At 33.8% G+C, this 25,751-nt stretch carries 20 protein-coding genes; 3 read left to right on the forward strand and 17 right to left on the reverse strand.

What is annotated here, in order from left to right; translation table 11 throughout:
* From ACSV4D_RS17495 to ACSV4D_RS17505, 3 genes are all read left to right on the forward strand, one after another.
* Window positions 1-2,302, forward strand: a 2,302-nt coding sequence (locus ACSV4D_RS17495) for a hypothetical protein (protein ID WP_439229288.1), incomplete at its 5' end; no start/stop codon positions are given.
* Window positions 2,303-2,387: 85 nt separating this feature from the next.
* Complete coding sequence (locus ACSV4D_RS17500; protein ID WP_439229289.1) at window positions 2,388-3,986, forward strand: family 43 glycosylhydrolase; 1,599 nt, start codon at window positions 2,388-2,390, stop codon at window positions 3,984-3,986.
* 233 nt (window positions 3,987-4,219) lie between these two features.
* Entirely contained in the window at window positions 4,220-5,074 is an 855-nt protein-coding gene (locus ACSV4D_RS17505; RefSeq protein ID WP_408079173.1) for a CvfB family protein, read from the forward strand.
* 102 nt (window positions 5,075-5,176) lie between these two features.
* Here ACSV4D_RS17505 and ACSV4D_RS17510 read toward each other — a convergent pair whose 3' ends face one another.
* The 17 genes from ACSV4D_RS17510 to ACSV4D_RS17590 form a co-directional block, all read right to left on the reverse strand.
* Window positions 5,177-5,728 carry an acyl-CoA thioesterase gene (locus ACSV4D_RS17510; protein WP_408079175.1) on the reverse strand — a complete coding sequence of 184 codons (552 nt, stop codon included), beginning with the start codon at window positions 5,726-5,728 and terminating at the stop codon, window positions 5,177-5,179.
* A gap of 29 nt (window positions 5,729-5,757) precedes the next feature.
* Window positions 5,758-7,203, reverse strand: a complete 1,446-nt coding sequence (locus ACSV4D_RS17515; protein WP_408079177.1) for a rubredoxin — start codon at window positions 7,201-7,203, stop codon at window positions 5,758-5,760.
* An 85-nt stretch (window positions 7,204-7,288) separates the two neighbouring features.
* Window positions 7,289-10,807, reverse strand: coding sequence for a molybdopterin-dependent oxidoreductase (locus tag ACSV4D_RS17520; RefSeq protein WP_439229290.1), 3,519 nt, complete (start codon window positions 10,805-10,807; stop codon window positions 7,289-7,291).
* 377 nt (window positions 10,808-11,184) lie between these two features.
* On the reverse strand, window positions 11,185-11,643 hold the full coding sequence (locus tag ACSV4D_RS17525; protein WP_408079181.1) for a DUF305 domain-containing protein: 459 nt from the start codon (window positions 11,641-11,643) through the stop codon (window positions 11,185-11,187).
* A gap of 102 nt (window positions 11,644-11,745) precedes the next feature.
* Window positions 11,746-12,297 (reverse strand): dihydrofolate reductase family protein, encoded by a 552-nt coding sequence (locus tag ACSV4D_RS17530; RefSeq protein ID WP_439229291.1) that lies wholly within the window; start codon window positions 12,295-12,297, stop codon window positions 11,746-11,748.
* A 94-nt stretch (window positions 12,298-12,391) separates the two neighbouring features.
* The gene (locus ACSV4D_RS17535) at window positions 12,392-14,302 is read right to left on the reverse strand and encodes a hypothetical protein (RefSeq protein ID WP_439229292.1); all 1,911 of its coding nucleotides are present in this window, start codon (window positions 14,300-14,302) and stop codon (window positions 12,392-12,394) included.
* Between the two features lie 168 nt (window positions 14,303-14,470).
* A complete protein-coding gene (locus tag ACSV4D_RS17540; RefSeq protein WP_408079187.1) occupies window positions 14,471-14,821 on the reverse strand; it encodes a hypothetical protein in 351 nt (116 codons plus the stop codon).
* Window positions 14,822-15,094: 273 nt separating this feature from the next.
* Window positions 15,095-15,916, reverse strand: coding sequence for an ABC transporter ATP-binding protein (locus ACSV4D_RS17545; protein ID WP_408079189.1), 822 nt, complete (start codon window positions 15,914-15,916; stop codon window positions 15,095-15,097).
* Between the two features lie 193 nt (window positions 15,917-16,109).
* The gene (locus tag ACSV4D_RS17550; RefSeq protein WP_439229293.1) at window positions 16,110-16,949 is read right to left on the reverse strand and encodes an ABC transporter ATP-binding protein; all 840 of its coding nucleotides are present in this window, start codon (window positions 16,947-16,949) and stop codon (window positions 16,110-16,112) included.
* 77 nt (window positions 16,950-17,026) lie between these two features.
* Window positions 17,027-18,115, reverse strand: coding sequence for an ABC transporter permease (locus tag ACSV4D_RS17555; protein ID WP_439229294.1), 1,089 nt, complete (start codon window positions 18,113-18,115; stop codon window positions 17,027-17,029).
* A 185-nt stretch (window positions 18,116-18,300) separates the two neighbouring features.
* Entirely contained in the window at window positions 18,301-19,674 is a 1,374-nt protein-coding gene (locus tag ACSV4D_RS17560) for a CmpA/NrtA family ABC transporter substrate-binding protein (RefSeq protein ID WP_408079195.1), read from the reverse strand.
* A gap of 28 nt (window positions 19,675-19,702) precedes the next feature.
* Window positions 19,703-20,965, reverse strand: coding sequence for an alginate export family protein (locus tag ACSV4D_RS17565; protein ID WP_439229295.1), 1,263 nt, complete (start codon window positions 20,963-20,965; stop codon window positions 19,703-19,705).
* Between the two features lie 365 nt (window positions 20,966-21,330).
* A complete protein-coding gene (locus ACSV4D_RS17570) occupies window positions 21,331-21,753 on the reverse strand; it encodes a DoxX family protein (RefSeq protein ID WP_439229296.1) in 423 nt (140 codons plus the stop codon).
* A 106-nt stretch (window positions 21,754-21,859) separates the two neighbouring features.
* Complete coding sequence (locus ACSV4D_RS17575; RefSeq protein WP_439229297.1) at window positions 21,860-23,416, reverse strand: S41 family peptidase; 1,557 nt, start codon at window positions 23,414-23,416, stop codon at window positions 21,860-21,862.
* A 172-nt stretch (window positions 23,417-23,588) separates the two neighbouring features.
* Window positions 23,589-23,891: a hypothetical protein gene (locus tag ACSV4D_RS17580; RefSeq protein ID WP_408079203.1), complete on the reverse strand. Its 303-nt coding sequence runs from the start codon at window positions 23,889-23,891 to the stop codon at window positions 23,589-23,591.
* 345 nt (window positions 23,892-24,236) lie between these two features.
* Window positions 24,237-24,818 carry a hypothetical protein gene (locus ACSV4D_RS17585; protein WP_439229298.1) on the reverse strand — a complete coding sequence of 194 codons (582 nt, stop codon included), beginning with the start codon at window positions 24,816-24,818 and terminating at the stop codon, window positions 24,237-24,239.
* A gap of 216 nt (window positions 24,819-25,034) precedes the next feature.
* On the reverse strand, window positions 25,035-25,571 hold the full coding sequence (locus ACSV4D_RS17590) for a hypothetical protein (protein ID WP_439229299.1): 537 nt from the start codon (window positions 25,569-25,571) through the stop codon (window positions 25,035-25,037).
* Window positions 25,572-25,751 lie beyond the last annotated feature (180 nt).

Consider the following 25,751-nt stretch of genomic DNA (forward strand, 5'->3'; position numbering starts at 1 on the left):
AGGTGAAGATTTATGGTACAAAGCTTATAATGTAAGAGCTTCAAATAACTTACTTTTTGATAACAGCAACATTTTATATGTAGAATTAATTTCATCTGAAGCTAAAATCATTGCCCGAAATAAAACCAATTTAGAAATGGGTTTAGGTCACGGTGATTTTCAATTGCAGGATTCTCTGGGCGTAAAACCCGGAAAGTATCAATTAAGAGCTTATACCAATTGGAATCGGAATTTTGGAGAAGACTTTGTGTTTAAAAAAGAGATTGAAATTTTCGATATTTTTGAGTCGAAAGAAAACACAAAAGTTGCCCAAAAATCGGTTTTGGAAACTCAAAAATCGAATAGGGAAGTCGCCAAACAAAATTCTCCTAAAGTTGATTTTTTCCCGGAAGGCGGTTCATTTTTAGAGAATGTAGCCAGTGTTGTTGGTTTTAAAGCAGTTGATAGTAACGGAAAACCAACAGATATTAAAGGTGAAATTTACGATTCGGATAACGAATTAGTAACAGCTTTTGAAAGTGTTCACGATGGCATGGGGAAATTTCAAATATTACCGGTAAAAGACAAAAAATATTATGCTAAAATTAAATCGCTATCCGGAGAAGAATTAAAAACAGAATTACCAAATGTTATTCAGCAAGGGTATTTAATCAGTTTCAGAACAATTAAAGGAAGAAATATTATCAGCATCACTACTAACCAACCTACTTTATCTCAAAATTCGAATGCAGCACTTACTGTAGTTTGCAAAGCAAAAGGAATCTCGTATTTGGAAACCACACAAACTTTAAACGAAACGAGTTTATCTTTTGAATTAACAAAAGGAAAAATACCGGAAGGTATTAGTCAGATTACACTATTCGACAACAATAATAAGCCACAAAGCGAGCGATTAATTTACATTGAAAAAGAACATGATTTAGAAGTTGAACTTTCAACAGATAAATCATCTTATCAACCTAATGAGAAAGCAATAATAAGCATAAGTTCAAAATCAAAATCTGGAGAAGGAAAATCAGCCAGTTTTTCATTGAGTGTTACCGATACGAACGGAGTAGAAGAAGATAATTTTGAATCCAACATCTGTTCGTATTTTCTGATGGAATCTGATATTCGAGGAAAAGTCTATAATCCTTCTTATTATTTTGATGCTACTAATCCAAAACGATTAGAGCATTTAGATAATTTATTACTAACCCAAGGCTGGCGTGATTTTGTTTGGAAAACAATTCCAAAAATTGATGAAACTGCTAATTACAAAGTAGAAAAAGGAATCACGATATCAGGAAAAGTGAAACAACTTTTTGCTGACAAACCATTGGTAAATAATAATTTGACATTGGCTTTAATGAGTAAAAAGAATAGAAATATTTTTAACACAGTTACAGATTCTATTGGTCGCTTTCAATTTGAAAACCTATTATTCTCAGGGAAAACAAATATGTATTTGAATACCAGGGATGAAAAAGGAAAATTCAGAGGAGAAATAGTTTTGGACTCAATTGAGCAAGCTCCAATAGATGTTAAATTAAAAAAAGAAATAATCGATTTTTCTGCTACAGATAATTTATTTGCTGATAATGTGTTGAAGAAATTTACCGCTTTTGGAGTAAAACCAGAGAATATTTTAAAAGAGGTTGTTATTACTGCTACTACTAAAAAGAAGGATGATATAGTTGCTAATTATGGAAATTATGGGTTTGCTGATAATACTTATGTCGCAGATGAAAGTGCAGTCACATTTATCGATATTTATGATCTTATTTCACAAAAAATTCCTGGAGTTATTTCTGATGGTAATTCAGTTCGTTTTCAGCGTTTTGAGAATGGACCTATTTTTATCGTAGATGGACGTGTAATTCAGCAATATGAAACATCATCCTGGATTGATCTCATTCAACCAAGTGATGTTGTAAAAATAGATGCAATAAAAGGATCACAAGCCACTTTGTTTTTTGGAGATGAAGGGAAAAATGGGGTTATTGCTATTTATACAAAACCTAATACAGGTAATAGGGTAAAAGAAAATTCCCAAGCTATTAAACAAGAATTAGAAGGTTTTTATACCGCAAGAGTTTTTTACTCTCCAGATCCTGAAAAACCAAATCCGGAACTGGATAAAACTACAGCAGTTAGAAATACTATTTATTGGAATCCTTATGTGCATCCAGATAAAACGGGAAATGCCACTGTAAATTATTTTAATACAAGGGTAGAAACCAAAGTAAAAGTAACTATGGAAGGGATTACCGGTAGCGGAATTCCTGTAGTTAGAAAGATTTTTTATACTGTTAAAAATTAGATTGTTTTATTTTCAGTACAGTACAGGATGATTTCTTGTTTTTTCTAATTTATTTTAGCCTTTCAACCCCTTTAAATTACGATAAATGACTATTGCTATTAGATTACATTATCAGCTTTTATGTATTGGAATCTTCTTTTTGTTTTGTTCTGTCGATTTATCAGCACAGAATAAAAATATTAAGAATGATGTATTTTGGGATACCCAAGAGGGGAGACCTATTTACAGTCAGGGTGGAGGTATTTTCAGGTTTCCAGATCCACAAACAGGAATTGAAAAATATTATTGGTATGGCGTGCATTATGAAGAGGCGGAGAAGTACAGAAAGAATCCTGTAAAAAAATACGATCATTGTTCTTTTAAGTCGGTGAGCTGTTATAGTTCTACGGACTTAGTAAACTGGACTTTTGAGAGAGATGTTTTAACTAATACCTCTGAAACTCCTCAATCCTGGAGAACCTGGGTAGGACGTTTAGGAGTTGCTTATGTTAAGGAAATCAATAAGTACGCTATGTTTGTGCAGCACGGTAATCAGGTTTTGGTCACTCTGGCTGATTCGCCTGCAGGAGATTTTAGCTGGCATCATAAAATAAATATGGAACCCATAATTGGAACATCAAATACCGGTGATCAAACCGTTTTTACCGATGAGGATGGAAAATCTTATCTGATTTATTCTTACGGAAAAGGACGTAATAAAATTTATGTTTCTGAAATAGGCGTGAAAGACGGAAAGGTCACTATTTTAGATTGTACACAAATCTTTAAGGGAGCGAGCAGAGAAGGAAATTGTATGTTTAAATACAAAAACAAATACTACATGGCGGCTTCAAATATTTATGGATGGGATTCCTCTTTTGCCTATTATTTAGTTTCAGATAATATCAGAGGACCTTATTTGCCGGCAAATGAAATGGAAATTATGGAAGGTTCTGCTGAGGATTATGCGCATGTAACGCAAACAGGATTTTTTTATACCATAAAACGTAATGATAAAGAAACAGTCATTTATTGTGGGGATCGCTGGTCTGATTTTGCAGGGAATGGTTTGGGATACAACCAATGGGTACCGCTTTCTTTTGACGGACATAAGCCTTATTTTAATTCGTTAAGTTCGTGGAATCTGGATGAAAAAACCGGGAATTGGAATGTAGCAGCAGATAATAATTACGTAAAAAACGGCAGCTTTGAAGCAGACAGAAATAAAATACCCAGCGATGTTAAGCCTGTTCAGGAGCAATTATTAGGATGGAAAACGGTAGTAATTAAGGGAAATCCGATTGCAGTAAAAAGCGAAATTTCGCCACAACTGAATTATTTTAATACTGAAGAGGACCGTAAAGAAGTAATAGGTGAAAAGAGTCTGAATATTAACGATACAGTCGATTTTACAAGAGAAATTACACAACAAATAAGTTCTTCTCCTTATGTGGCTTTAAAAGATGGTGTTTATACTTTAACAGCGAGAGTTAAAAACAGCAGTGGTTTTAAGGAACTTATGATGACTGCCAATACTGGTGGAGTGGATTATAAAGTTGCTATTGAAAAAGAGAATACTTCCTGGACAAGTATTAGTATCTCTGATATTAATGTAAAAAAAGGAAAAATTACTATCGGATTTTATGCTGACGGAACGGCTAATGCACAGTGTTTAATAGATGATGTGACATTGGTGATAAAATAATTTAACCGCTAAGTTTACAAAGCTTTCGCAAAGTATATAAATAAAATTTAATAACAATTTACCGCCGATTTACAGATTATATAATTTGTGAATCTGCGGTTTATTTTTTCTTTACCTTACTATAAATTTCAAGTTATTTTAAGCTAATTATCACTTTGCGCAACTTTGTCTCTCTTTGGGAAACTTTGCGTAATAATTTCTTAGTACCTTTGCGACTTAGAAAATTGAAGAAAATGCTTGAAATAGGAAAATACAATAGCTTAACCATATTACGTGATACTAAAGTAGGTTTGTTTTTGGGTAATCCCGAAAAAGATCCTGAAGGAATTCACGATGTACTGCTGCCTAATAAATATGTCCCTAACGAATTTGAAATAGGAGAAGAACTGATTGTTTTTGTGTATTTAGATCACGAACAACGTCCTGTGGCTACCACATTAGAACCTTATATATTATTGAACGAATTTGCGCTTTTACGTGTGAATTACATCAATCAGGTAGGTGCCTTTATGGATTGGGGAATGGAAAAAGACATTTTGGTCCCGTTTAAAGAACAGGCCAGACCAATGGAAAAAGGAAAACGCTATTTAGTTTATCTTTATATGGACGAAAAAACCAACCGATTAGTTGCTTCAAGTAAGACGAATCAGTTTCTTAATAACGAATCACTTACGGTTGAAAAAGGAGAGGAAGTAGAACTGATTGTTTCACATATTACCGAAATTGGAATCAATGTAATTATAAATGAAAAACATAAAGGTCTTTTGTATAAAGATGAGGTTTATGATGACAGTATTCGTACCGGTGACAGAATGCGAGGTTTTATTAAAAATATTCGTCCTGACAATAAAATCGATGTTTCGCTGCAAAAACAGGGATATGAAAGTATTGAACCGAATGCCGATAAAATTTTAGACGAATTAAGGGCGAGTCGGGGCTTTTTACGATTAAACGATAATTCGCATCCGGAAGATATTAAAACAGTACTTAAAATGAGTAAAAAGACTTTTAAAAAAGCGATTGGAGCTTTGTACAAAGAAAAACTCATTGAAATTAAGGAAGATGGAATTTATCTGATTACAGAATAATACAAATACAAAAAGCACAGTAGATACTGTGCTTTTTTCGTTTTTAGATGATGTTTACAGATTTGGCTGTTTTAAAAAACAACCGGGTTTATAGTCAATATATTATTTTTCAAAATCGACTTTAACTTTATAATTATTAGACTTTAATATCGATTCAATTGAACCAAAAGATGCAATGGTTTTTTGGTATTCTTTTTCTTTTTTCAAGGCAATTTGTCTCAATGCGTTTTGAAAACGACTCACTTCTTTAAGTGTTGTCAAAATCAAACCCGGAACAGCCACATTTTTACCTGTTTTATCTTTGGCAACCATTGTAAAATAAGATGAGTTGCAATGTTTAATAACACCAGTCTGGATGTTTTCAGCTTCTACCCGAATGCCTACCACCATAGAACTGTTTCCCACATAATTCACACTGGCTTTCATAGTGACTAATTCTCCCACTTCAATAGGTTTTAAAAAGTTCACTGTATCCACAGAAGCAGTTACACAGTAATTACCTGAAAATTTAGAGCCACAGGCAAAAGCAATTTGATCCATTAAAGATAAAATATAACCACCATGGATTTTCCCACTGAAATTTGTGTGCGAAGGCAACATCAATTCCGAAATTGTTATTTTAGAAGAATCAACGGTTTTATATTCGGTATTCATATTCTTTTAATTTTAGTGATAGTGTTGTTTTAGATGTCTTGTTTTTCAGCTGTTAAAAGTACAAAATTAGATTTGGGTGCCTCACATAAGGAACAACAATAGCTGTCAGGTAAATTTTCAAATAAAACACCTTTTTCAATTCCCTGAACTATATCACCATAATCTGAATTGTAAATAGTCAGGCATTCAGCACATTGATATACATCCTGTTCCTGTTTTTCCTTTTTCGTAACAGCAGCCGAATTGTTATGCTCCATTGGTGTATTATTTCCCAACTCGTTAAAGTATTTTTTACTGAGCTCAATTAGGATCCCTGGTAATTCCAGTTTGTCAATATCCTGTGTGTGAATAATATATTCTCTCGTGTTCGGATCAAAATGTCTGGCGTATAATACATTATAAGTATCCCGGATTTTGATTGATTCTAAATCTTTTGGCAAATTATTTTTTTCAATAACAATAGACGTAAAATAATGTCCTTCACGATTGTAATCTGATATCCCAAAAGTAAGTCCGTAAGTACTGATGTCAAATTGATCGAGTGTTCGTACCAGAAAAGTTTTCAGGTTCAGAGACCATTCAGTTGCTACGGGAAGGTGCCAATTTAATTCTAAAAGAGAATGTCTTACATTGATTCCGTTTTTTCCGAGGAATTTCTCCCAGTCCAGTTTTCGGTCTTTCGGAATTCCTTTTATGATAAAGGATTTCCAGGAGGTAATGCATATTTTTCCAATTTTACAGTCAAAACACAAATCACACATTTCTTTTAGAAATTCCAAATCATACAGATTATTTCTCCAATACAATCCCAGCCAGTACTGATCAATCCCCAGTCGGTTCATTCCTTCATAATACGGAAACGGGTAAAAAGGAATATTGAGTGCTTTATCGATAGTACGGTTATTAGTATCTAAATTTTCACTTACAAGATTAAAAATCATGTCGATTCCGATGGATTCTTCGTTTGCAAGACGTTCAATTTCATAGTAAATTTTAGCAATATCCCAGCTGTAAATTAATACCGGATAGACTTCCATACGCTGCCAGTTAGGCAAACGAATATATAAATACCAATAATCCTCGTGCTCTGAAGCAATAAAATTAATATGTCCGGTAAACAAAGGAACTAACTGTTGCTTTGGGTCGGTTATATTTACTTTTAAAGCAGGCTGATCTTTAAATTGTTCTAAAACGTACAAGAATTTATTACCTGTTAACCAGGCAGTATTTCTAAAAATATCAGTAGATACATAAGAAGAAACGATATTATTTCCACTTTGTTCATTAGGATATACAATATGGAATTTACCATTGTTTTCTGTTTCCGAATATTCAAACCCATTTGGGAAAATAATATCCTGTCTGGAACCAAAAGAAATGGTTTTAAGTCCTTGTGCCAAGCTCATGTTGACAATACTACGTAATTCACCTGGTGAGATAACGCCTCCTTTTACTATTAATCGGGTTAATTCCATGTTCTTGTTTTTTAGTCATTAGTCCTTAGTTTTTAGTCCTTAGCAGTTTGAAAAACTAGGGACTAGGTACTAAGTACTCTTCAACTTATTTACATTTTGCTAATATCTCTTTTACTTCAGTTTTACAGCTTCCGCAGCCTAATCCGGCTCCGGTTGATTTGCACAATTCGGTAAAATTAGTGGTACCTGCTTTTACAGCTTCTTCAATATTTCCGCTTCCTACCTGACTGCAGGAGCATACTAATTTACCTATTACCGGTTTGGCAGAGGCACTGCTGCCTCTTAATAATTGATTTCGTTTATCTGATAATTCAATTTTGCTCTCAATCATGGTTTTGAATTCGGCAAATTCATTTTTGTCGCCCATCAGAATAGCACCTACTAACAAATCGTCTTTTACAATACATTTTTTGTAATACCGTTTTTTTAAATCGGCAAAGACAATTTCTTCATAGCTGTCATCATTTTCAGGAATGGCCAGTTCACCAATACTGCAAAGATTAATATCCTCCAGTTTCAGAATATTCATTAATACCGAACCTTTGTAATAACTGCTGATATCACCTGCTAAATAGTTAGCCAGAATATCAGCTTGTTCCTCAGCGGCAGAAGTAATTCCGAATAGCTTTCCGTTAAATTCAGCAATTTCTCCAATGGCAAAAATATCCGGATTTGAGGTTTGCAGATATTGATTTACTTTCACGCCACGTCCGCAGGCAATCCCGGATTCTTTGGCAATTTCAATATTCGGAATGGTTCCAATGGCATATACAATAGCATTTGCCGTTAATATTCGACCACTTTTTAATGCAATTTCAAGTTCGTTATCATTATCAGATTCAAAAACAGTGCTGACTTCATTATCAAAATAGATCTGAATATCCCGAAGCTGTACTTCTTCGGCTAATAATTTACAGGAAATTCGGTCTAACTGACGCTCCATTAATCGCGATGCTCTTTGAATAATGGTGATTTTTACCTTTTTGTGTTTTAAGGCTGCTGCCAATTCTAATCCTAATAAACCACCACCTACAATGACCACATGCTGATCTTCCGGAGCTAAATTAGTCTGATCTAAGTAATTCTTTAATTTGTCAGCGTCTTCTTTTTTACGCATTGTAAAACGTCCCGGAAGATGCAACTGAGCATTTTCAGGAACAAATGGACGGCTCCCTGTTGCCAGAATTAAACGGTCAAAAGTATGTGTCCTACCTTTGCTGTCTGTAATAATTTTTGCCGAAGCATTAATATTTTCAATTCCTACAGATGGTTTTAAAGTAATATTTAATTTACTTAAAACATCATCATTTCTTATTTTTAATAAACTTTCCCAGGACAATTCATTGGTTACATATTCCGGTAAAAGCACCCGATTGTAAAACGGATTAGCCTCATTTGAAAAAACAATAATTTCATCAGTGGTGTTGAGTTCCCGGTAATTTTGAATAAAACGGAAAGCAGCAGCTCCGGCGCCCACAATGGCAATTTTCTGAAATGGCTTTTCGTATTTTTTTACAGCAACTGAAGTAAATTTAAAATCAGGTTCTTTAGAAACGGGATCAACAACCGTATTGGTTAAGTTATTGGCTCTGTTTAAATCGTTTTCTAATTGTTTTCCCCAGTGCATTGGTAAAAAAACTACACCTTCCTTGATGGTATCTGTAACATTCGCTTTTACCCGAACCTCTCCGTTTTTACTGCTTACCACCACAATATCTCCATTTTCAATTCCTGTTTTAAAAGCATCAATAGGATTGATTTCTAATAAAGGATTTGGAATATGAGAAAGTAAGCGGGCTACTTTTCCGGTTTTTGTCATCGTATGCCATTGATCTCTGATACGGCCTGTGGTAAGGATAAAAGGAAATTTATCGTTTGGTTTTTCCGAGGTGTTTTCAATAACAGCAGGCAGATTAAAAATGGCTTTCTGAGACGGAGTATAGAACTTTTTATCGGTAAAAAGGCGTGGTGTTCCCGGATGTCCGTAATCAGGAACCGGCCATTGAAAAGTACCTTCGTATTTTAAGCGGTTATAATTAAGGTAAGAAATATCAATATTTGTATTTTTTGTCATTTGGCAATACTCCTTGTAAACTTCTTCGGCGGTATTGAAATTAAAACCATTGAATCCCATTTTTTTGGCAAAACGGCAAAGAATTTCAATATCCGGAAGTGCTTCTCCGGGAGCATTTATACCTTTTGGTAAATAAGAAATTCGTCTTTCCGAGTTGGTCATGGTTCCTTCTTTCTCTAACCATCCGGCAGCAGGAAGCAGTAAATCGGCAAATTTTGCGGTATCGGAGTTGTGTGAGATTTCCTGAACAACAACAAATTTGGCATTTTGCAGGGCTTTCTCGACTCTTCGGGAATCCGGTAAACTCACCATTGGGTTGGTACAGATAATCCAAACGGCTTTCATTTTTCCGGATTCTAAAGCATCAAACATTTCTGTTGCGGTCAGTCCCGGTTTTTCTGAAATGCTGTCTACGCCCCAAAAATCAGCCACTTCCTGACGGTGTTCGGGATTAGCCAGTTCTCTGTGTACCGCAAGCAAATTAGCCATTCCGCCCACTTCGCGTCCGCCCATAGCATTAGGCTGACCAGTTAATGAAAAAGGTCCTGATCCCGGTTTTCCTACATGTCCGGTTAACAATGAAATATTAAGCAATGCGGTGTTTTTATCCACACCCACAGCACTTTGATTTAGTCCCATCGCCCAAAGGGACAGGAAACCTTCGGCTTTGCCTATTAAATCAACTGCCAGATCAATTTCTTTAATAGAAATCCCGCATAATTGAGAAGCTTTCTCTAAAGAAGTTCCTAAAACTAAATCCTTATACGCATTAAAATTTTCGGTATGTTTTCTGATAAAATCGTTATCGGTATAGCCCTTTTCTATAATTCGTTTTGCCAGAGCGTGGTATAAAATAATATCACTTCCGGGAAGAATTTGTAAATGTAAGTCGGCCGTTAAAGCGGTATCTGTTTTTCGGGGATCGATAACAATGACTTTAACTTTTGGGTTTTTCTCACGGTGTTGCTCTAAACGTCTGAACAGAATAGGGTGGCACCAGGCAGGATTAGCTCCTGTGATTAAAAAGGTATCTGCCAGTTCAATATCATCATAAGCAATGGGAACAGAATCTTCACCAAAGGTTTTTTTGTAACCCGCAACAGCCGAACTCATACAAAGGCGTGAATTAGTATCGATGTTATTGGTTTTCAAAAATCCTTTTACCAGTTTGTTAACCAGATAATATTCTTCTGTCAGGCATTGTCCGGAGATATAAAATCCCACACTGTCAGGTCCGTGTTTTTTTATGATGGAAGAAAATACGGCTGCAGCACGATCCAGACTCTCGTCCCAGCTCACCCGTTCCATAGGGTGCGATTTGCTCCAGCGCATTTCAGGATAAAGGATTCTGTCAGAAGTATCGTTGGCTACATAGTGCAGGTTCATTCCTTTTGAACACAGCATTCCTCTGTTTACAGGGTGGTCTTTATCTCCTTTTACTGTAACACCATTGCCGGGATCTTTGCTTACAATGATTCCGCATCCTACTCCACAATACGAACACGTAGTTTTGATTTCTGAATTTTGCATTAGCCTCTGTATTTTTTTATTGCGAAATCTTTTTCCAAGTATCTATCTAATGGTACTTTTGAAATGTAAAAGTAAGTATTAATTAAGTATTAATACGTATTTTTGTGTGATAATTTTATCACTTTGTTGAAATCACAAAAGAAATCTAAAATAATGTTATTTCTCTTTTTTTTAGGCAAAAAAACATTTATTAATTCAAAAAATAATTTGGACGAATAGCATGTTTTCTGATTCTATCCTATAAAAAGGGGAGAAGCCGTGCTATTATAGAGACCGAATTTCAAATAAATTATGGAATAAAAAAGAAAAAAACCGTTTAAAAATTAATTTAAACGGTCTGATGTTTTTTAGAATGCAACACAGAAAACCTTTTTTGCTTACTGTATCCTTTTTAAGATAGATTTCATTTGGCTGATTTCTTCTTCCTGAGATTTTATAATACTATCCGAAAGCTGTCGGACTTCAGGATCCCGGATATTTGCATTTTTACTGGTCAATATCGCAGAAGAGTGGTGCGGAATCATTGCTTTCATATATTGTGCATCGCTTATAAAAGCCTGACTTCTTAAAGCTGTCAATGCAAAAACAAAAACAACAATGGCCGAAACTGAAATTATTTTGTTGGTTTTTTTGTTAGGATACATCGCTGGCATCAATAAAATCATCAGTAAAGCCATTGGCGTAACCATTAATAATGACATATAAGTTCTGGTGTAACTAAAATAGATGTGATTTAGTTTATCGACATTTAAAAACATCACAGCATACATGATTATAAAAGAAAGGATTAGCATTAAAAGCATTTTTTTATAATTTGATTTGCCCATGTTTTCCATAATTTCATTTTTTAAGTTCAATGAAAGTTAGGGCTTTAAACGCAATTTTATTTACCCAAATACTTAAAATGTGTGCTTTTTTGAAATGTTGCTGTTTCTGATTTATTGTTTTATCGGCTCGTAATACAGAATGATGGCGCCTGATGCAAAGGTTTTAGTTTTTAAAAGTTTAAAAAATTGCCTGTCTTTTATTTGATCAAATAACGGAAGCCCTTTTCCTTCTATCATCGGGTGAATGCAAATTTGGAACTCATCAACCAAATTAAGGTTGAACAACTGAATAATCAAACTCCTGCTGCCCACTAATATGTCTTTACCCGATTGTTGTTTGAGCGCTATAACTTCCTTTTCAATTTCGTTTGAAGCAAGTTTTGCTGTGTTCCAATCGGTATTTTTTAAGGTATTCGAAAAAACAATTTTAGGAATTCTGTCAATAGCCCCAGCAAAATCGTCCATTGATTTCTCACCGGAAGGGTTTTTGAGCAGTGTTTGCCAGTATTGCATCAGTTGGTAAGTGATACGACCATACAATATAACTCCTGCCTGATCTAAAAGTTCCTCATAATGCTTGTGTAAAGCTTCATCAGGAATCCCTGCGGTATGGTCACAAATCCCATCAAGGGTCATGTTGATGGCTGCAATTACTTTTCTCATGGTTTTCAAATTAAATTTTAACTTGATTTTTTATATTACTGGCACAAGCGAGACGCTTGCGCTAGCTGGGGAATTTTGCTTTTTGAAACGGATGTTAGCACCAGTTTCTTTTTGCTGAATAGATATATAAATCATCAATAATTTTCAAAGTAATTAACAAAAAGATTTTAAGTAATATTTTATAATCATATTCTTGTTGCTCTTCAGAGAAACTGTTGGTTCCATGCATATATTTATTTCGTAAATCTAAACCATTAGTGAATTTTTTATTTAAATGAAAATTAATATATCGATTTTCTTCTTTTGTAAATAGTTTGTGTTCATTACATAAACTCTTGTTTTTAATCATTAAATCTATTTCATCTCTTATGTCTTTAGGTTGATACCAATAAGATATTACTTCGTGATTTCTTAGAATTGCTAAAATGTAAACTTTGTTAAGATTTTTTATTTTTAGAATATTTTGTTCATTGATAAATAAATATTCCCTTTCAATTAAAAAGTCTATTTTTTGGCGGTCAATATCTAAAAGCGTATTGTATACAACATTTTCAGTTGAAAGAAGTAAGAATAAATTCTTGTATTTTCCTATATAAGGTTCGGAGTATAAAACACTACTATTGCTAAAAAAACAATTAATTGCTCTCGTAATTTCTATATTATCAACATAAACATATTTTCTATTTACAAGGCTTTTGATTTCTCCAATATGTAGTTGTGAAGTACTGAATTGAATTAATTCAAAATCTATATGCCCTTCTTCTGTATAACTATTGAATTGTCTTAGTAATGATTCAATTTCAGGCGCTACCATCCTAATTTTTTCTAAAATTGTAGACTGCTGATTTGGTATGATAATTTTAAAACCATCAATTTTAAAGTCCGCCTTTATTAATGTATTTATAATTTGCCCTAGGACATTTTCAATGTATATGTTTTTTGATTTAAGTAAATGTGTGTAAACCTCAAATTGCATTTGAGAAAGCATATTCTTAAAATGAAAAGTTGAACTGATGAAATATTCATTTTTAGACTTTGTAGATATGACGTTTTCAAACGTGTCTATTTCATAGTTTTTAGTTACTAAATTAATACAACCATATTGATCGACAAATTCAAATAATGCTGCAAAGTTTCCCATGATTGTTTCAGGTGAGAAATCAGATATTAGTATTTTTTCGCTGTATGAATAAATAGATTTATTTTCTTTTGATGAAAAAATCTTTGGCTCAATTTGGTCTTTAGATATTGATAATTCAATGGTGTTTTTCCAACCCGAACCTTTCGTAAATATTTCTTCATTCAATTTTTCTGAAAGCTTTTTTGCTTTAAGTTTTGTCTTATCTAATAGTTTAATATTTCTAGATTTCACTATTAGCCTAACATAATTTATGTTTGCTTGCTCATAATCTAAATAATTTAAAATGATTAACTCTTTTATATCATCTGTTAGAGATTTTGGAAAATAGAGTTCTGCTTGTTTAGTGAGATGTTCCTGTTCAAAATGGGATAGGAGAATTTCTGCTGAATTTTTCTTTTCGAGAAAATACTCTTTAATTTCAGTTTTAAAAAATTGAACTAAATTTTTTTGGTGTAAAATTTCATTTATAAAAAATCTCTCTTTGAAGATTAATTTTTTAAAATCTGTTTTATCGATTTGTTTATATAGTTTTAGTCTTTCGACTATATCCCAGAAATGTTTTGTATAATCAAATTCAATAAGATGGAATTTGCTTAAGCCATTCTCCGTAACCCAATCTATGAATGATTTTAATACAACTTTCCATCCATTTTTTATTTTTTGAGAATAATTTTCTGTTTCTGTTTCAGTCCATTTTAGAAGATAAATTTCATTATCAAAGAATAATTTGATATTATAAATTTCAATTATTTCGTTTATGTTTGAGAATGTTCTACTGTCTAATGTATCAAGTATATTCTCTGCAATGGATAAATTTTGTCCTGCTGATAAATCTTCTTTAGAATAAAAAACAACCTTATTCATGCTTTCGTGAGGAATTGGTACTAACTTGTAAATATGCACATAAATTAAACATTTTTTATGCTTAATTAGTATGTTATGCGCCTATATTGATTTCTGTTGTTGCGTATAATTTTTAAACACACAATACAAAAATAAAAATATTTCTTACACACAAAAGCAATTACGTTTTTAATTTACGACATCACTAATCCTAAAACAACGTTCAGTTCCCAGATATAATGGATCCCCGTGTTTTTCAGACCAAAAACCATCCAATAAATCTTTAGAAATACAACGATACACGACTACACCTTTGAAGGTTTTATTGTCTTCGCCCAGGTATTTGAAATTGATCACCAAAATATTATCTCTGAAAAACCCGCTGCCGGTTTGAAGCTGTTCGTTATTGATGAACCATTGGGCTTTGATTCTTTTGTTGTGGTCTAAACTTAAAGAAAGTGTTCCTTTGTATTGGTGGTTTTCGGCATCCTGATTGCTGCCTGTAATTTGGAATTTGCCTACGAGTTCTTCGATGTTCATTTTTTAGTTCACAATAGTTAGAGTTATAAAATAAAGACTTGCCACGAATTCACAAATTAAACAAATTAAATTCGTGAATTATTGGTATTTTAAACTAAACCAATTTGCGACCCGAGCAATAGCGAACAGGCAAAGCAATCTGTGGTTGTTTATTTCGTGCAAGAATACTCATTTCATTTGGAAAAGGCATAAAAAAAATCGAAGTTTTGAGGCTTCGATTTTTAAGTAAAAATAACTAAAGTAAAATTGTGGGGGCTATTTAAAATGCTGATATTAATGTTCCAGAAAATTAATCAAATGTTCTCTGTTGTCATAATAAGTAGGATGTTCGAGGATAGCTTTTCTATTTCGGGGTCTTTCGTAATTGATGTCTAAGATGTCACCAATTTGCGCTCTCGGTCCTGAGGTCATCATAATCACACGATCCGCAAGGAAAATGGATTCATCCACATCGTGTGTAATCATGATTCCGGTTGTTTTTTCTTTGTTTAAAACTTCTAATAGAACGTCTTGCAATTCGCCTCGGGTTAGAGAATCTAACATTCCGAAAGGTTCATCCAGTAATAAAATTTGAGGTTTTAAAGCCAGAGCTCGCGCGATACCAACTCTTTGTTTCATTCCTTGCGAAAGGTCTTTGGCTTTTTTGTCAAAAGCCCCGTCTAATCCCACTTTGCTCAAATAGTATTTACAAATGTCAATACGTTGTTTTTTGGTTGCATAAGCAAAAACTTTATCTACTCCCAGAGCTACATTTTCTAATGCACTCATCCAGGGTAATAAACTTGGAGATTGGAAAATAATCCCTCTGTCTGGTCCCGGTCCGGTGATAGGGGAGCCGTTCAAAACGATTTGGCCTCCTGAAATAGGATTTAAACCGGCAATCATCGAAAGTAAGGTGGTTTTTCCACAACCTGAATGTCCGATGATGGAAATAAATTCACCCTCTTTGATTTTTAAATTTAAGTTTTCCAATACAACAAAATCACCGGTTGGAGTAGGATAGACCTTTTTTAGATTGTTTATTTCCAACATGTATTTTTCAAAACCTGCCGGATCCAGAGGGACTGTTTGGGTATTTAATATCGTTTCTGTCATGATGTTTTTTCTTTAAAAAGGTTACATATAAGTCATTAGCTTATTTGTGTCACACTGAGCTTGTCGAAGTGTTTTTTACTATCTAAAAGGAGTCTTCGACAGGCTCAGACTGACAGCAAAAAATATATTTGGACTTAAACATGCTCTACGTTTTATTCAGGTTTTAGCTTTAATCACTTTTATATTTAAAAAATTAACTGAATTGCATCGGAACTAAATCCGGTAATTCGTAAGTGTTCACTTGCTGTCCGGCGGTTCTTTCAGCGCCTATTTCCATCAGGTATTCGATAATTCCGTTTCTTAATTTTTTGAAATTATCATTATGATTCAAATCGATTTTATTTCTTGGTCGTTCAATTTTAATGTCAAATTCAGGTCCCAGAGTGGCTTTTGGTCCCGGACGAAGCGGAATTACTTTGTCGGCCATAAAAACACCTTCGTCAACATCATTTGTAATCAGTAAGGCAGTACGTTTGTCTTCGCTCCAGATATTCAAAATTTCTTCCTGCAAATTTCCTCTGGTCAAAGCATCCAATGCCCCTAATGGTTCGTCCATTAAAATCAACTCCGGTTTCATAGCTAAGGTTCTGGCTACCGCTACACGCTGACGCATTCCGCCTGAAAGTTCTTTTGGTTTTTTATGAGCGGCATGTGAAAGATTTACTTTGGTAATAAAACTATTAACATGTTCTTCGACTTCTTTGGGTTTCCAGTTTGGAAAAACGGTTTTAACCGCCATCGCTATATTGTCATAAACCGTTAACCAGGGAAGTAAAGAGTAGTTTTGAAAAATAATCCCTCTTTCGTGACTGGTTCCCTCAATAGGTTTTCCTTTGAAAAGTACCTGACCGGAATCCGGTTCTATTAAGCCTGCTATCAAATTGATTAAGGTGGTTTTTCCACTTCCGGTAAATCCAACGATGGCAACAAACTCTCCTTCTTCAATTTTCAAATTGATGTTTCTTAAAACTTCTGTTTTGTTTTTTCCTTCACCGTATGATTTACAAACGTTTTTAAGTTCTAAATAAGCCATTTCTTTTAGTTTTTAGGTTCATAGGTTCTAAGTTGCTGAGATTCTTAGTGTCTCAGTAACTTAGCGTCTTAGTTACTTTAATTATTGAAGGTTAGTAATTTTTGGAAAATCATCATGATGCGATCCAGCATAAATCCGATTAAACCAATTACAAACATGGCAACAATAATTTTCGAATTGGAATCACTGGAACCATTTTGGAATTCTTCCCAAACAAAAGAACCTAATCCTGGGCTTTGCGCCAATAATTCGATAGCGATCAATACCATCCAGGCTACCGAAAGGGTAATTCTTAATCCTGTGAAAATCATTGGGAAAGAAGAAGGTAAAATGATTTTGAAAATCTTGCTGTAGGTTCCAAGTTGTAACACTCTGGCAACATTAATGTAGTCTTTATCTACTGAGGAAACTCCGGCGCTGGTATTTACTAAGGTTGCCCACATAGAACACAATCCCACACTGATAAAGGAGATTACAAATGATTTTTCAACATCTACATTAGCTAAAATGGTTTTTACAATCATCGAAACTAATAACAACCAAACTACTGGTGATACCGGTTTGAAAATTTGAACAATCCAGTTGAACGAAGTTCTTAATGTTTCACTTAAACCTAACAGGATTCCCATTGGGATAGCAATAATGATGGACAATAAAAATCCGGCAAATACGGTTTTTAAACTGGTGAAGATCTGATCTACAAATGAAGGTCTTCCGGTATATTTAATTTCGGTTTCTCCTTTTGCCAAACGCTCTTCGTTCATAGCAGTATATTGTTGGATAAAATCTGATTTTTTAGCTGATAACAGCAAGTGATCATCCCATAATTTTCCTAAAGCACCTACCACCATTATTGGAGAAGGTAAAGAATTTGGGCGGCAGCTTATATCTCCGGAAGCAATACATTCTTCCAGTTTTTTGGCCGCTTCAGGTCCCTGATCTTTTAACGCTTTTTCAATTTTCATTTCTGATTCAACATTATTTAAATAATCTGAAAATGATTGCCATAAAAGGATAAAAAGAAAAACAGAAAGTAAAGGAATAAATATTCTTTTGAATACATCTTTTGCATTTTTTTTCACTTCTTCCCCTGCAATCATTCGAATAAGAGGTTCTAAATAACCTAATCCTATAAATTTCACCGTTTTTATTGTCATTGTTTTCATAATGCTTGTATTTAATAATGTTGGTTTAAAAGTGTTTAAAAAAGTATGATTTTGTAAAATCCTTTTTAAACTTTTTAATTAAGAAATATAAAATTGAGTTTTTGTGTTTTTGAAACTCAAAGGTGTTTTTGTTTTAAATAATGCAGAGACTGTCCTGAAAACAGCCCCCACATTATGAATTTTTATTAGTTTTGATTACCTATTTTCAGACCTTTTAAGTATTCCAATGGTTTTTTACCATCATACGTAATACCGTCAATAAATTCGTTAGTAGCTGGTTTATAACCGTCAGTTGTTGGGATATCAGCCTGATCTAAGTTTCCTTCTTTAACCAATAATTCAGCAGCTTTAGTCCAGATTTCAGGTTTGTAAACTTCTTTGATTTTTGAAGCATACCATTCCGCTGATTGTGGCTCTGTAATTTGTCCCCAACGTCTCATTTGAGTCATATACCAGATACCGTCAGAGTAGAATGGGTAAGTAGCATTGTATTTGAAGAATACGTTAAAGTCTGGTTCATCACGTTTGTCTCCTTTTTCATATTCGAATGTTCCTGTCATTGAGTTTTTCAACACATTTTCGTCAGCACCTACATAAGCCGGACTTGAAAGGATTTTAACCGCTTCAGCTCTGTTTTTTGGATCATCTAACCATTTTCCTGCTCTGATTAAGGCTTTAGTAATAGCAATGGCAGTATTTGGATTTTTCTTGATAAAAGCTTCTGTCATTACGAATACTTTTTCCGGGTGATTTTTCCAGATGTCGCTTGAAGTGATAACCGGAACTCCAATTCCTTTAGCAACTGCTTGTTGGTTCCAGGGTTCACCTACACAGTATCCGTTGATAGTTCCTGCTTCAAGAGTTGCCGGCATTTGTGGTGGAGGCGTTACTGAAAGTAATACATCTGAATTAATGTTTCCTTGTACGTTGTCTTTTGTATACTGACCCGGGTTGATTCCTCCTGCAGCCAGCCAATATCTCAATTGGTAATTGTGTGTTGATACCGGGAATACCATACCCATTTTGAATGGTTTGTTAGCTGTTTTGTATTCTTTGATTACCGGTAACAAAGCACTTGCGCTGATTGGGTGAACCGGTTTTCCGTCTTTCAAAGGGATTCCTGGTTTCATTTTTGACCAAACATCGTTAGAAACTGTAATACCATTTCCGTTCAGATCCATAGAGAAAGTTGTAACTAATTTGGCTTGTCTTCCAAAACCAACTGCAGCAGCGATAGGTTGTCCGGCAAGCATATGCGAACCGTCAATTTGTTCGTCAATCACTCGGTCTAATACATTTTTCCAGTTTGATTGTGCTTCCAGAGTTACAAACAAACCTTCGTCTTCAAAAAATCCTTTTTCTTTGGCTATAGCCAATGGAGCCATATCAGTTAGTTTGATAAAACCCAATGTTACCTGAGGTTTTTCCAAAGTTAATTTTTCAGTTTTAGAAGCGCTTGCTGTTTCGGTTCCGGCTTCTTTTTTTACGTCCTTTTTACAGCTAACAACACTTAAGGTTGTTAAAAGAATCATCGATAATCTTAATGCTATTTTTTTCATGTGAAATGTTCTTAAGTTATGGTTTCAATTATTTTTTTACTGAGAATATTTGCGGGTTGATGTTTACCATTAAGTAAGCCCAGTTGTTAGTAGTATCTTTTAGCCCGGTTACTCCTTTAAGAGCAACCATTGCATCTGAAGCAAACATTTGTGAATATCCGGCAACTAGTGTAATATCTTTAGTCGCTTTGTAAACAGCTGTTAAATCTATTTCAGTTCCCAGATATTTATCATCAGTTGCAGCCAATTCATTTGCAGTATAAAATAAATGAGGAGCAACAGACAGGTTTACTTTTTGGATTGGGAAATCTAATTTTAATGATACATCCTGCAATCCCACAGAGTTAGCATGGTTTCCTACATAGAAATAATCCATAAAACCGTTGAAAGCATGGTTTGTACCAAATACTGGATTGAAAGATTTAACCATTGTCGAAGTAGCGGTCTGGTCTTTTCCGGATAAAAATTCATATCCTAAAGTTGCTTTAAATTTTGGAGCAAAAGCATAGCCTAAGTTGGCTGCTGCTTCATAAGCCGAAACCTTATTGGCTCCTATTTTTCCGGTTTGTCCGTAGAAACTAAAATCAAATGCAAGTTTCTTTCCCATATAGTTCATGTAAGTTCCGAATGTCTGAGAATAACTGTTTTCTATTTCTGAAGGTGATTTTTGATATTCTCTTCCAAGATTTAAGGCTAATAAACTAACCCCTAGCTTTTTAATACTGGTATGATACCAGGCATATTGCATGTCTTTAAAATCGGTTGTAAATGGAGCAGAAGGAGCAACTTTAGCTTCTGAATCAGCATTTAAAGCAAATCCTAAATCTAAAAGGCTTTTTTCTCCTTTGTATTTGATTAATGCGGCATCAAAACTACGTCCCTGATTTGCCCAGTCTAAACCTCCGATGATTCTTTGATTATCATAAGCGATCATCTGACGACCTATTTTAGTACTCCATTGCTCAGTAAAACTGTATTGAGCCCATCCTTCATAAAGTGCTACTCCGTTTTTATCAGTTGACATATTTCCAAGAGTATTTACATTTCCCCAGGTGCGAACATTTTGCAAAGCTACTTTTACTTTTAGTTTTGTATCTCCATAGTTAAGGTTGATTCTGGTACGTTGTCCAACAAAAGAAGTATGACTTGTAGCAGGTGTAAGTAAGGTTCCAAAACCGTTCGTATATTCATATCGCGGTCTGATTTGAATATCTGAACTAAATTCCTGTGCCATTGCTGCAGTACCCATAAGGCCTAGTACTGATAAAGAAAATGTTTTGAGTAATTTCATGATTATTTGGTTTTAAAATTTGTTTTGTTGAATTATTATATTGCAAACATACTTACGTAATTCTACTTATGGTTAACGTCTTGCGCAATAAAAACTAACTTTTTAAACCAGAAACTTTTATTTTATTAGACAGTAAAAAACAGGTGTAAAAGCATAAAATAATTTTAATGTGTTGTTTTTTAATGTTTTATATTCACTTATGCGTACTAAGTAATGTTGAGGATTTAATGCTGATGAACTAGTTGGATATACGTAATCGTGAAATTCGGGATATAAAAAACAAAAAAAAGCCCGATGTCTATATCGGGCTTTGATGTTATAAATAATGTAAGCTATTAGTTGTATGCTAATTTTTCAATATTACATTACTGATACATTTTAAAATAATAATCTGCAGAGTGTTTTCCACTGCCGTAAACCAGAAAAAATAAACAAACAGCCAAAGTAGCTAAAGCAAGTAACAGACTTTCTGAGTGCATTTCTCCCATAAAATTAATTAGTATCGCACCAATTAATATGGGTAGTTGTGCAATAATTGCCCATCGGGTCAGTAAACCAAAAGCAATCATTATACCTCCAATCATGTGTGCAGGTGTAATGTAATGAACGAGAAACATTCCTCCTCCAATTTTGTCTACAGGAGAAATCAAATCTACTAAATAGGGAATATTAGTAATGAAATGAACTCCTTTAACGAATAAGAACACTCCCAGTGCAATTCGTACTAAATCCAAAGTGAAATAAGTGTGCGCATTGGCCCATTTATTTAATTCTTTTACATTGTTCATATTGCGGTGTTTAAAAATTATACTACTAAGGTAGTGATTTTAAGAAGGATAACGATAAGTTTTAGGGTAAAAAAACAGGTGTTAATAACATTTCAGGCAGTATTTTCTATGGGATTAACTCCTTCTTCAGCCAATCAAGTACGGCGTCTTTTTCCTTAATCTGATCTTCTAATGTTGGAATTATTAAAATATCAGGATAAATCCCATGTCCGTGTACATTTGTTTGATAAGTTGGTTTCATACTCATGATTCCCATTCTGACTTTCAGTTTCGAATGCGGGAGTTGGAGTACAGGCATAAATCCGGCAACAGTACCGTTATAATCTCCTCCTGTTTCTTCTCCGATAAAAGTGGCTCTTTTTGAACCTTTTAAATGGGAAGAAAGAATACTGGAAGCCGAAAAACTCCCGCCATTAATCAAAACATAAAGTTGTCCGCTAAAAGCGTTTTTATGGATTTTATGCGGTTTAGTTTCGGTAGCAAAATAGTTTTTACCCTCTTTATCTTTCTGAACAGTAAAGAGCAGATAGCCATAAGCAAAAGGAGAAAATAGCGTCTTGACGGCTTTTTCAGCCACAGAACTGTTATTAAAATATGCACCCTCAAACAGACTCGCTCGTGAAACCACTTCTGAGTTTTTTAAGAAAACAAAAGTAGAATCGGCAAGATAAGAGTACAGGCTGATTATTTCTGAGAGTCTGCCACCACCATTATTTCTTAAATCGATAATGAGCGTTTCGACATTTTTTTTCTGTATGGCAGCAAAACTATTTTTATAAAAACGATGGTAATTTCCTTTTTTAAAAGCTTTAATTTTTAAAATTGCGACACTGCTGTCTTTTGAAAAAAAATCCAGGCTTCTTATAAAAGTTTTTGTTGTTTTATCGTAGCCGTTGATTCGTTTTTTTCTTTTTAAAACGTGTTGGTTTTTTGAACTTACCGGAGTTGTTTTTGATGACTTTTTGTTGTCTTTTTTACCATTACTGTCTTTTTTAAACCTGCTGATAGTTATGGTTTTGATACTGTCATTTAATTTAAAAGTATAATTAAGACTGTCTTTTATACCAAATTCTGTTGTGAAAGCAGCAACAAACCGTTTTGCTGCCCAATTGGTTTTAAGTGTCTTGTTAAAACCATCGGAAGTATAGAATTGGTCGTATTCCCTAATAAGATCCTGAGGATGTATGCCATTTACAGAAACTACTTCGGTGCCGGCTGTTATTGTTGTATTGTACGATTTGTTTTTGATAACATACAGTTTATTGTTATAAAATGAAAAATCAAATTGAGAAAAAGGTCCGGTTCCTTTTTTAATAATGGCTTTGGTTTCTTTTTTCGAATATGCTTTTTCCGGAGCTAAAACATAGGTATGACCCTGACGGATGGTCGCAACAACCGGACTTATTTTTTTGTAAAATTCAAGAGGTTTTAACGGTGTTGTAATAGTAGCTTTTAGGCTGTCAAATGTATAATCAAGTTTCTCTTTATTGGTATAATAGTAGAGGTTTGGATGGAGATTTTTTAATTTTCTATAGGTGAAATCAACATCTTTTTTAAGTTGATTTGGTACAATTAATTGCTGTAAATGGGCATTATTTTTTTTAACAGTGCTGCAATGGGTAAAAAGATGCAGTATAAAAAAGAGCAGCATTATTCTTTTCATTCTTTTAAAAACAGTTGGGTTGAGCAGTCAAAAGTATTGTTTAATTCGGGAAAAAGATATTTTTTTAGCTAAAAAACTTTTGAGTTTCAGGTATAAAAAAAACCAATCCGGAGTGTAGAAGATTGGTTTTGTCATAATGTTTTACTGGAGCGCAAATAGCTTTGGTACAAAATTAATCGTCTTTTCCCTTTGTGCTCAAATCATTTAAAATCATAGCAGCACTATTTTCGGTATAGGCATTTAGGCCCGCGACAAAGACTCCTTTTTCTCCCGATTTTGATTCTATTCCAAATACAGTGGCCTCATCACCCGGATCTGATTCTCCTTCATAACGATAGATATGCTGAATTTCAAAATCATTGGGATTGTTTATTATTTTGGACTCCTGAACATTGAAATCTACCGTATATCCTTTATTGTTTAGTTCCTCTAATGCTTTGCTGACTGTAGCATAATGATACATTTTCTTATCCATAACTTTTTCATTTTATAGTTGGATGATAAAGGTAGTTTTAGTTCCTGTTTTTTCTATTACATAATTACTATGAAGTATTGTATAATTCTAAGATAACATATTGATAATGTTAGTTCCAGTGTTTTTTGTTCCGTTCCCACACATTGGAAACTGTTTTAAATCCGAACAGGATAATGGATAACTATTCCGGAATTCTGGTGCTTGGTTGTGGAAATATTTAAATTTTGCAGGCACTCGTTAAAAATTAGCGTCAGTTGGAGTGTTATTTATAAAGTAATTTTTACCGCAAACTTGTCATCCTGACGAAGGAAGGATCTCATTAAGTAATTCGACAATAATATACTACTATTTCACTTTAACTTTTGGTATTTTGGTTTCAGTGATGGTTGTAATCATTTTGTTTTCATTATTCTTAACATAGTCCAGGAACTTGGTTACATCTCCTTTGGTCGAAGCATAATTTCTATACGAATAGCAATATAGAATAATCATGTTTTCATTTCCAATTTGCTGTTGCTGGTATCTGTAAACATTCCATTCCAGAATATTTCCTCCGCTAATAGTAAACGAAAGAATTTTGTCGTTTTGATTTGGTACCTGTATTTGCTTAAAATTAACTATAGGATTGAGCTTTTTGATGTTTGTTAGCTCATTAATTTTCATTTGGCATACATTATCAGGATTCAAAGTGGTTTTAATGGCTTCTACCATCATCATTTTTTCGTATTTCTCCAGTTTATCTGATTTTCGCAAGTATTCCTGTTTATAATAGGTTGCATTTGGATGTGAACTCCAGGCTAAATCATATTTTTCACTGTTAAAACTCAATTCTGAGCCTACAGACAGATAATCAATGATCTCATTTATTGTAAAGGACATCATTGTAAAGCAACAAAGCCCAAGGAGTAAAAATAGATTCTTTTTCATGTTTTGTTTTTTTAATTATTTTGGTTGAAGTGATTCGCGTTACAAACGCTTTGATTTGTTTATTGAAGTAGGTAGTCACTCGTTGCAAACGAGCGCCAGTGGGAGATGGCTGGAAGTTCGTAACCGCTCAATTTTCGGCTTAACGAAAACTTGATGCGAAACGGTAATTCCACTAAATTCCAGCTAGCTCAAAATGGCGGTTGGCAGTAGTTTTTTCTATCCGATTCCGTTAATTCCAAGCTCAAATAATTCTTTTGTTGCTAAGTTAATTTTTATTTCCCAATGATTACTACAACCATCAAACCAACTTTCTCTTTCTTTTTTCCAATTATCGCTTTCATCTTTTCTAAAACCTTTAATCTTTTCGATAAGTTTTAGTTTGTTTTTATTAAAAGTTACATAAATTATTTTTTCATTCTTTTCGTTATAATAGCCCCAATATTGTCTTCTGTAAATGTTTAAGTTTTTATGAATTATTGGACAGCCATTTGCTTGATTGATTTTCTTTGAATTAGTTTTTCGAATATTTTTCCGCAATATATTTTCCGCATTTTTTATTTCCTCAAGACTTGGAGTAAATCTTTTAACATTTTGTAAGCACATAAAACAATCTCCATTTTCTGAAAATTTAGCACCAACTATTTGTCTCCGTTTTATTATTTCAGAATATTCAGTTGGTTTTTCAACCACTTTAAATTCTGAACTACAAGAGACTAAAAATAATGTAAATAATAAGATAAATGTCTTTCTCATTCGGATTTTTAAAATTACTGCCAACGTCAGACTGTGAAACGCCACAATCTATCCAACAAATATAGTATTTTATTTCTTTTATAGACAGAAAAATCGTATTTTTAAAATGCAACATATCCAAGGAATTTCCCGCCATCAGCTACAAGTGTGTAGTTTAGAAGATAAAATAAGCGTTGATAA

The sequence above is a fragment of the Flavobacterium sp. ARAG 55.4 genome (genome assembly GCF_051846875.1).
GTDB lineage: Bacteria > Bacteroidota > Bacteroidia > Flavobacteriales > Flavobacteriaceae > Flavobacterium > Flavobacterium plantiphilum.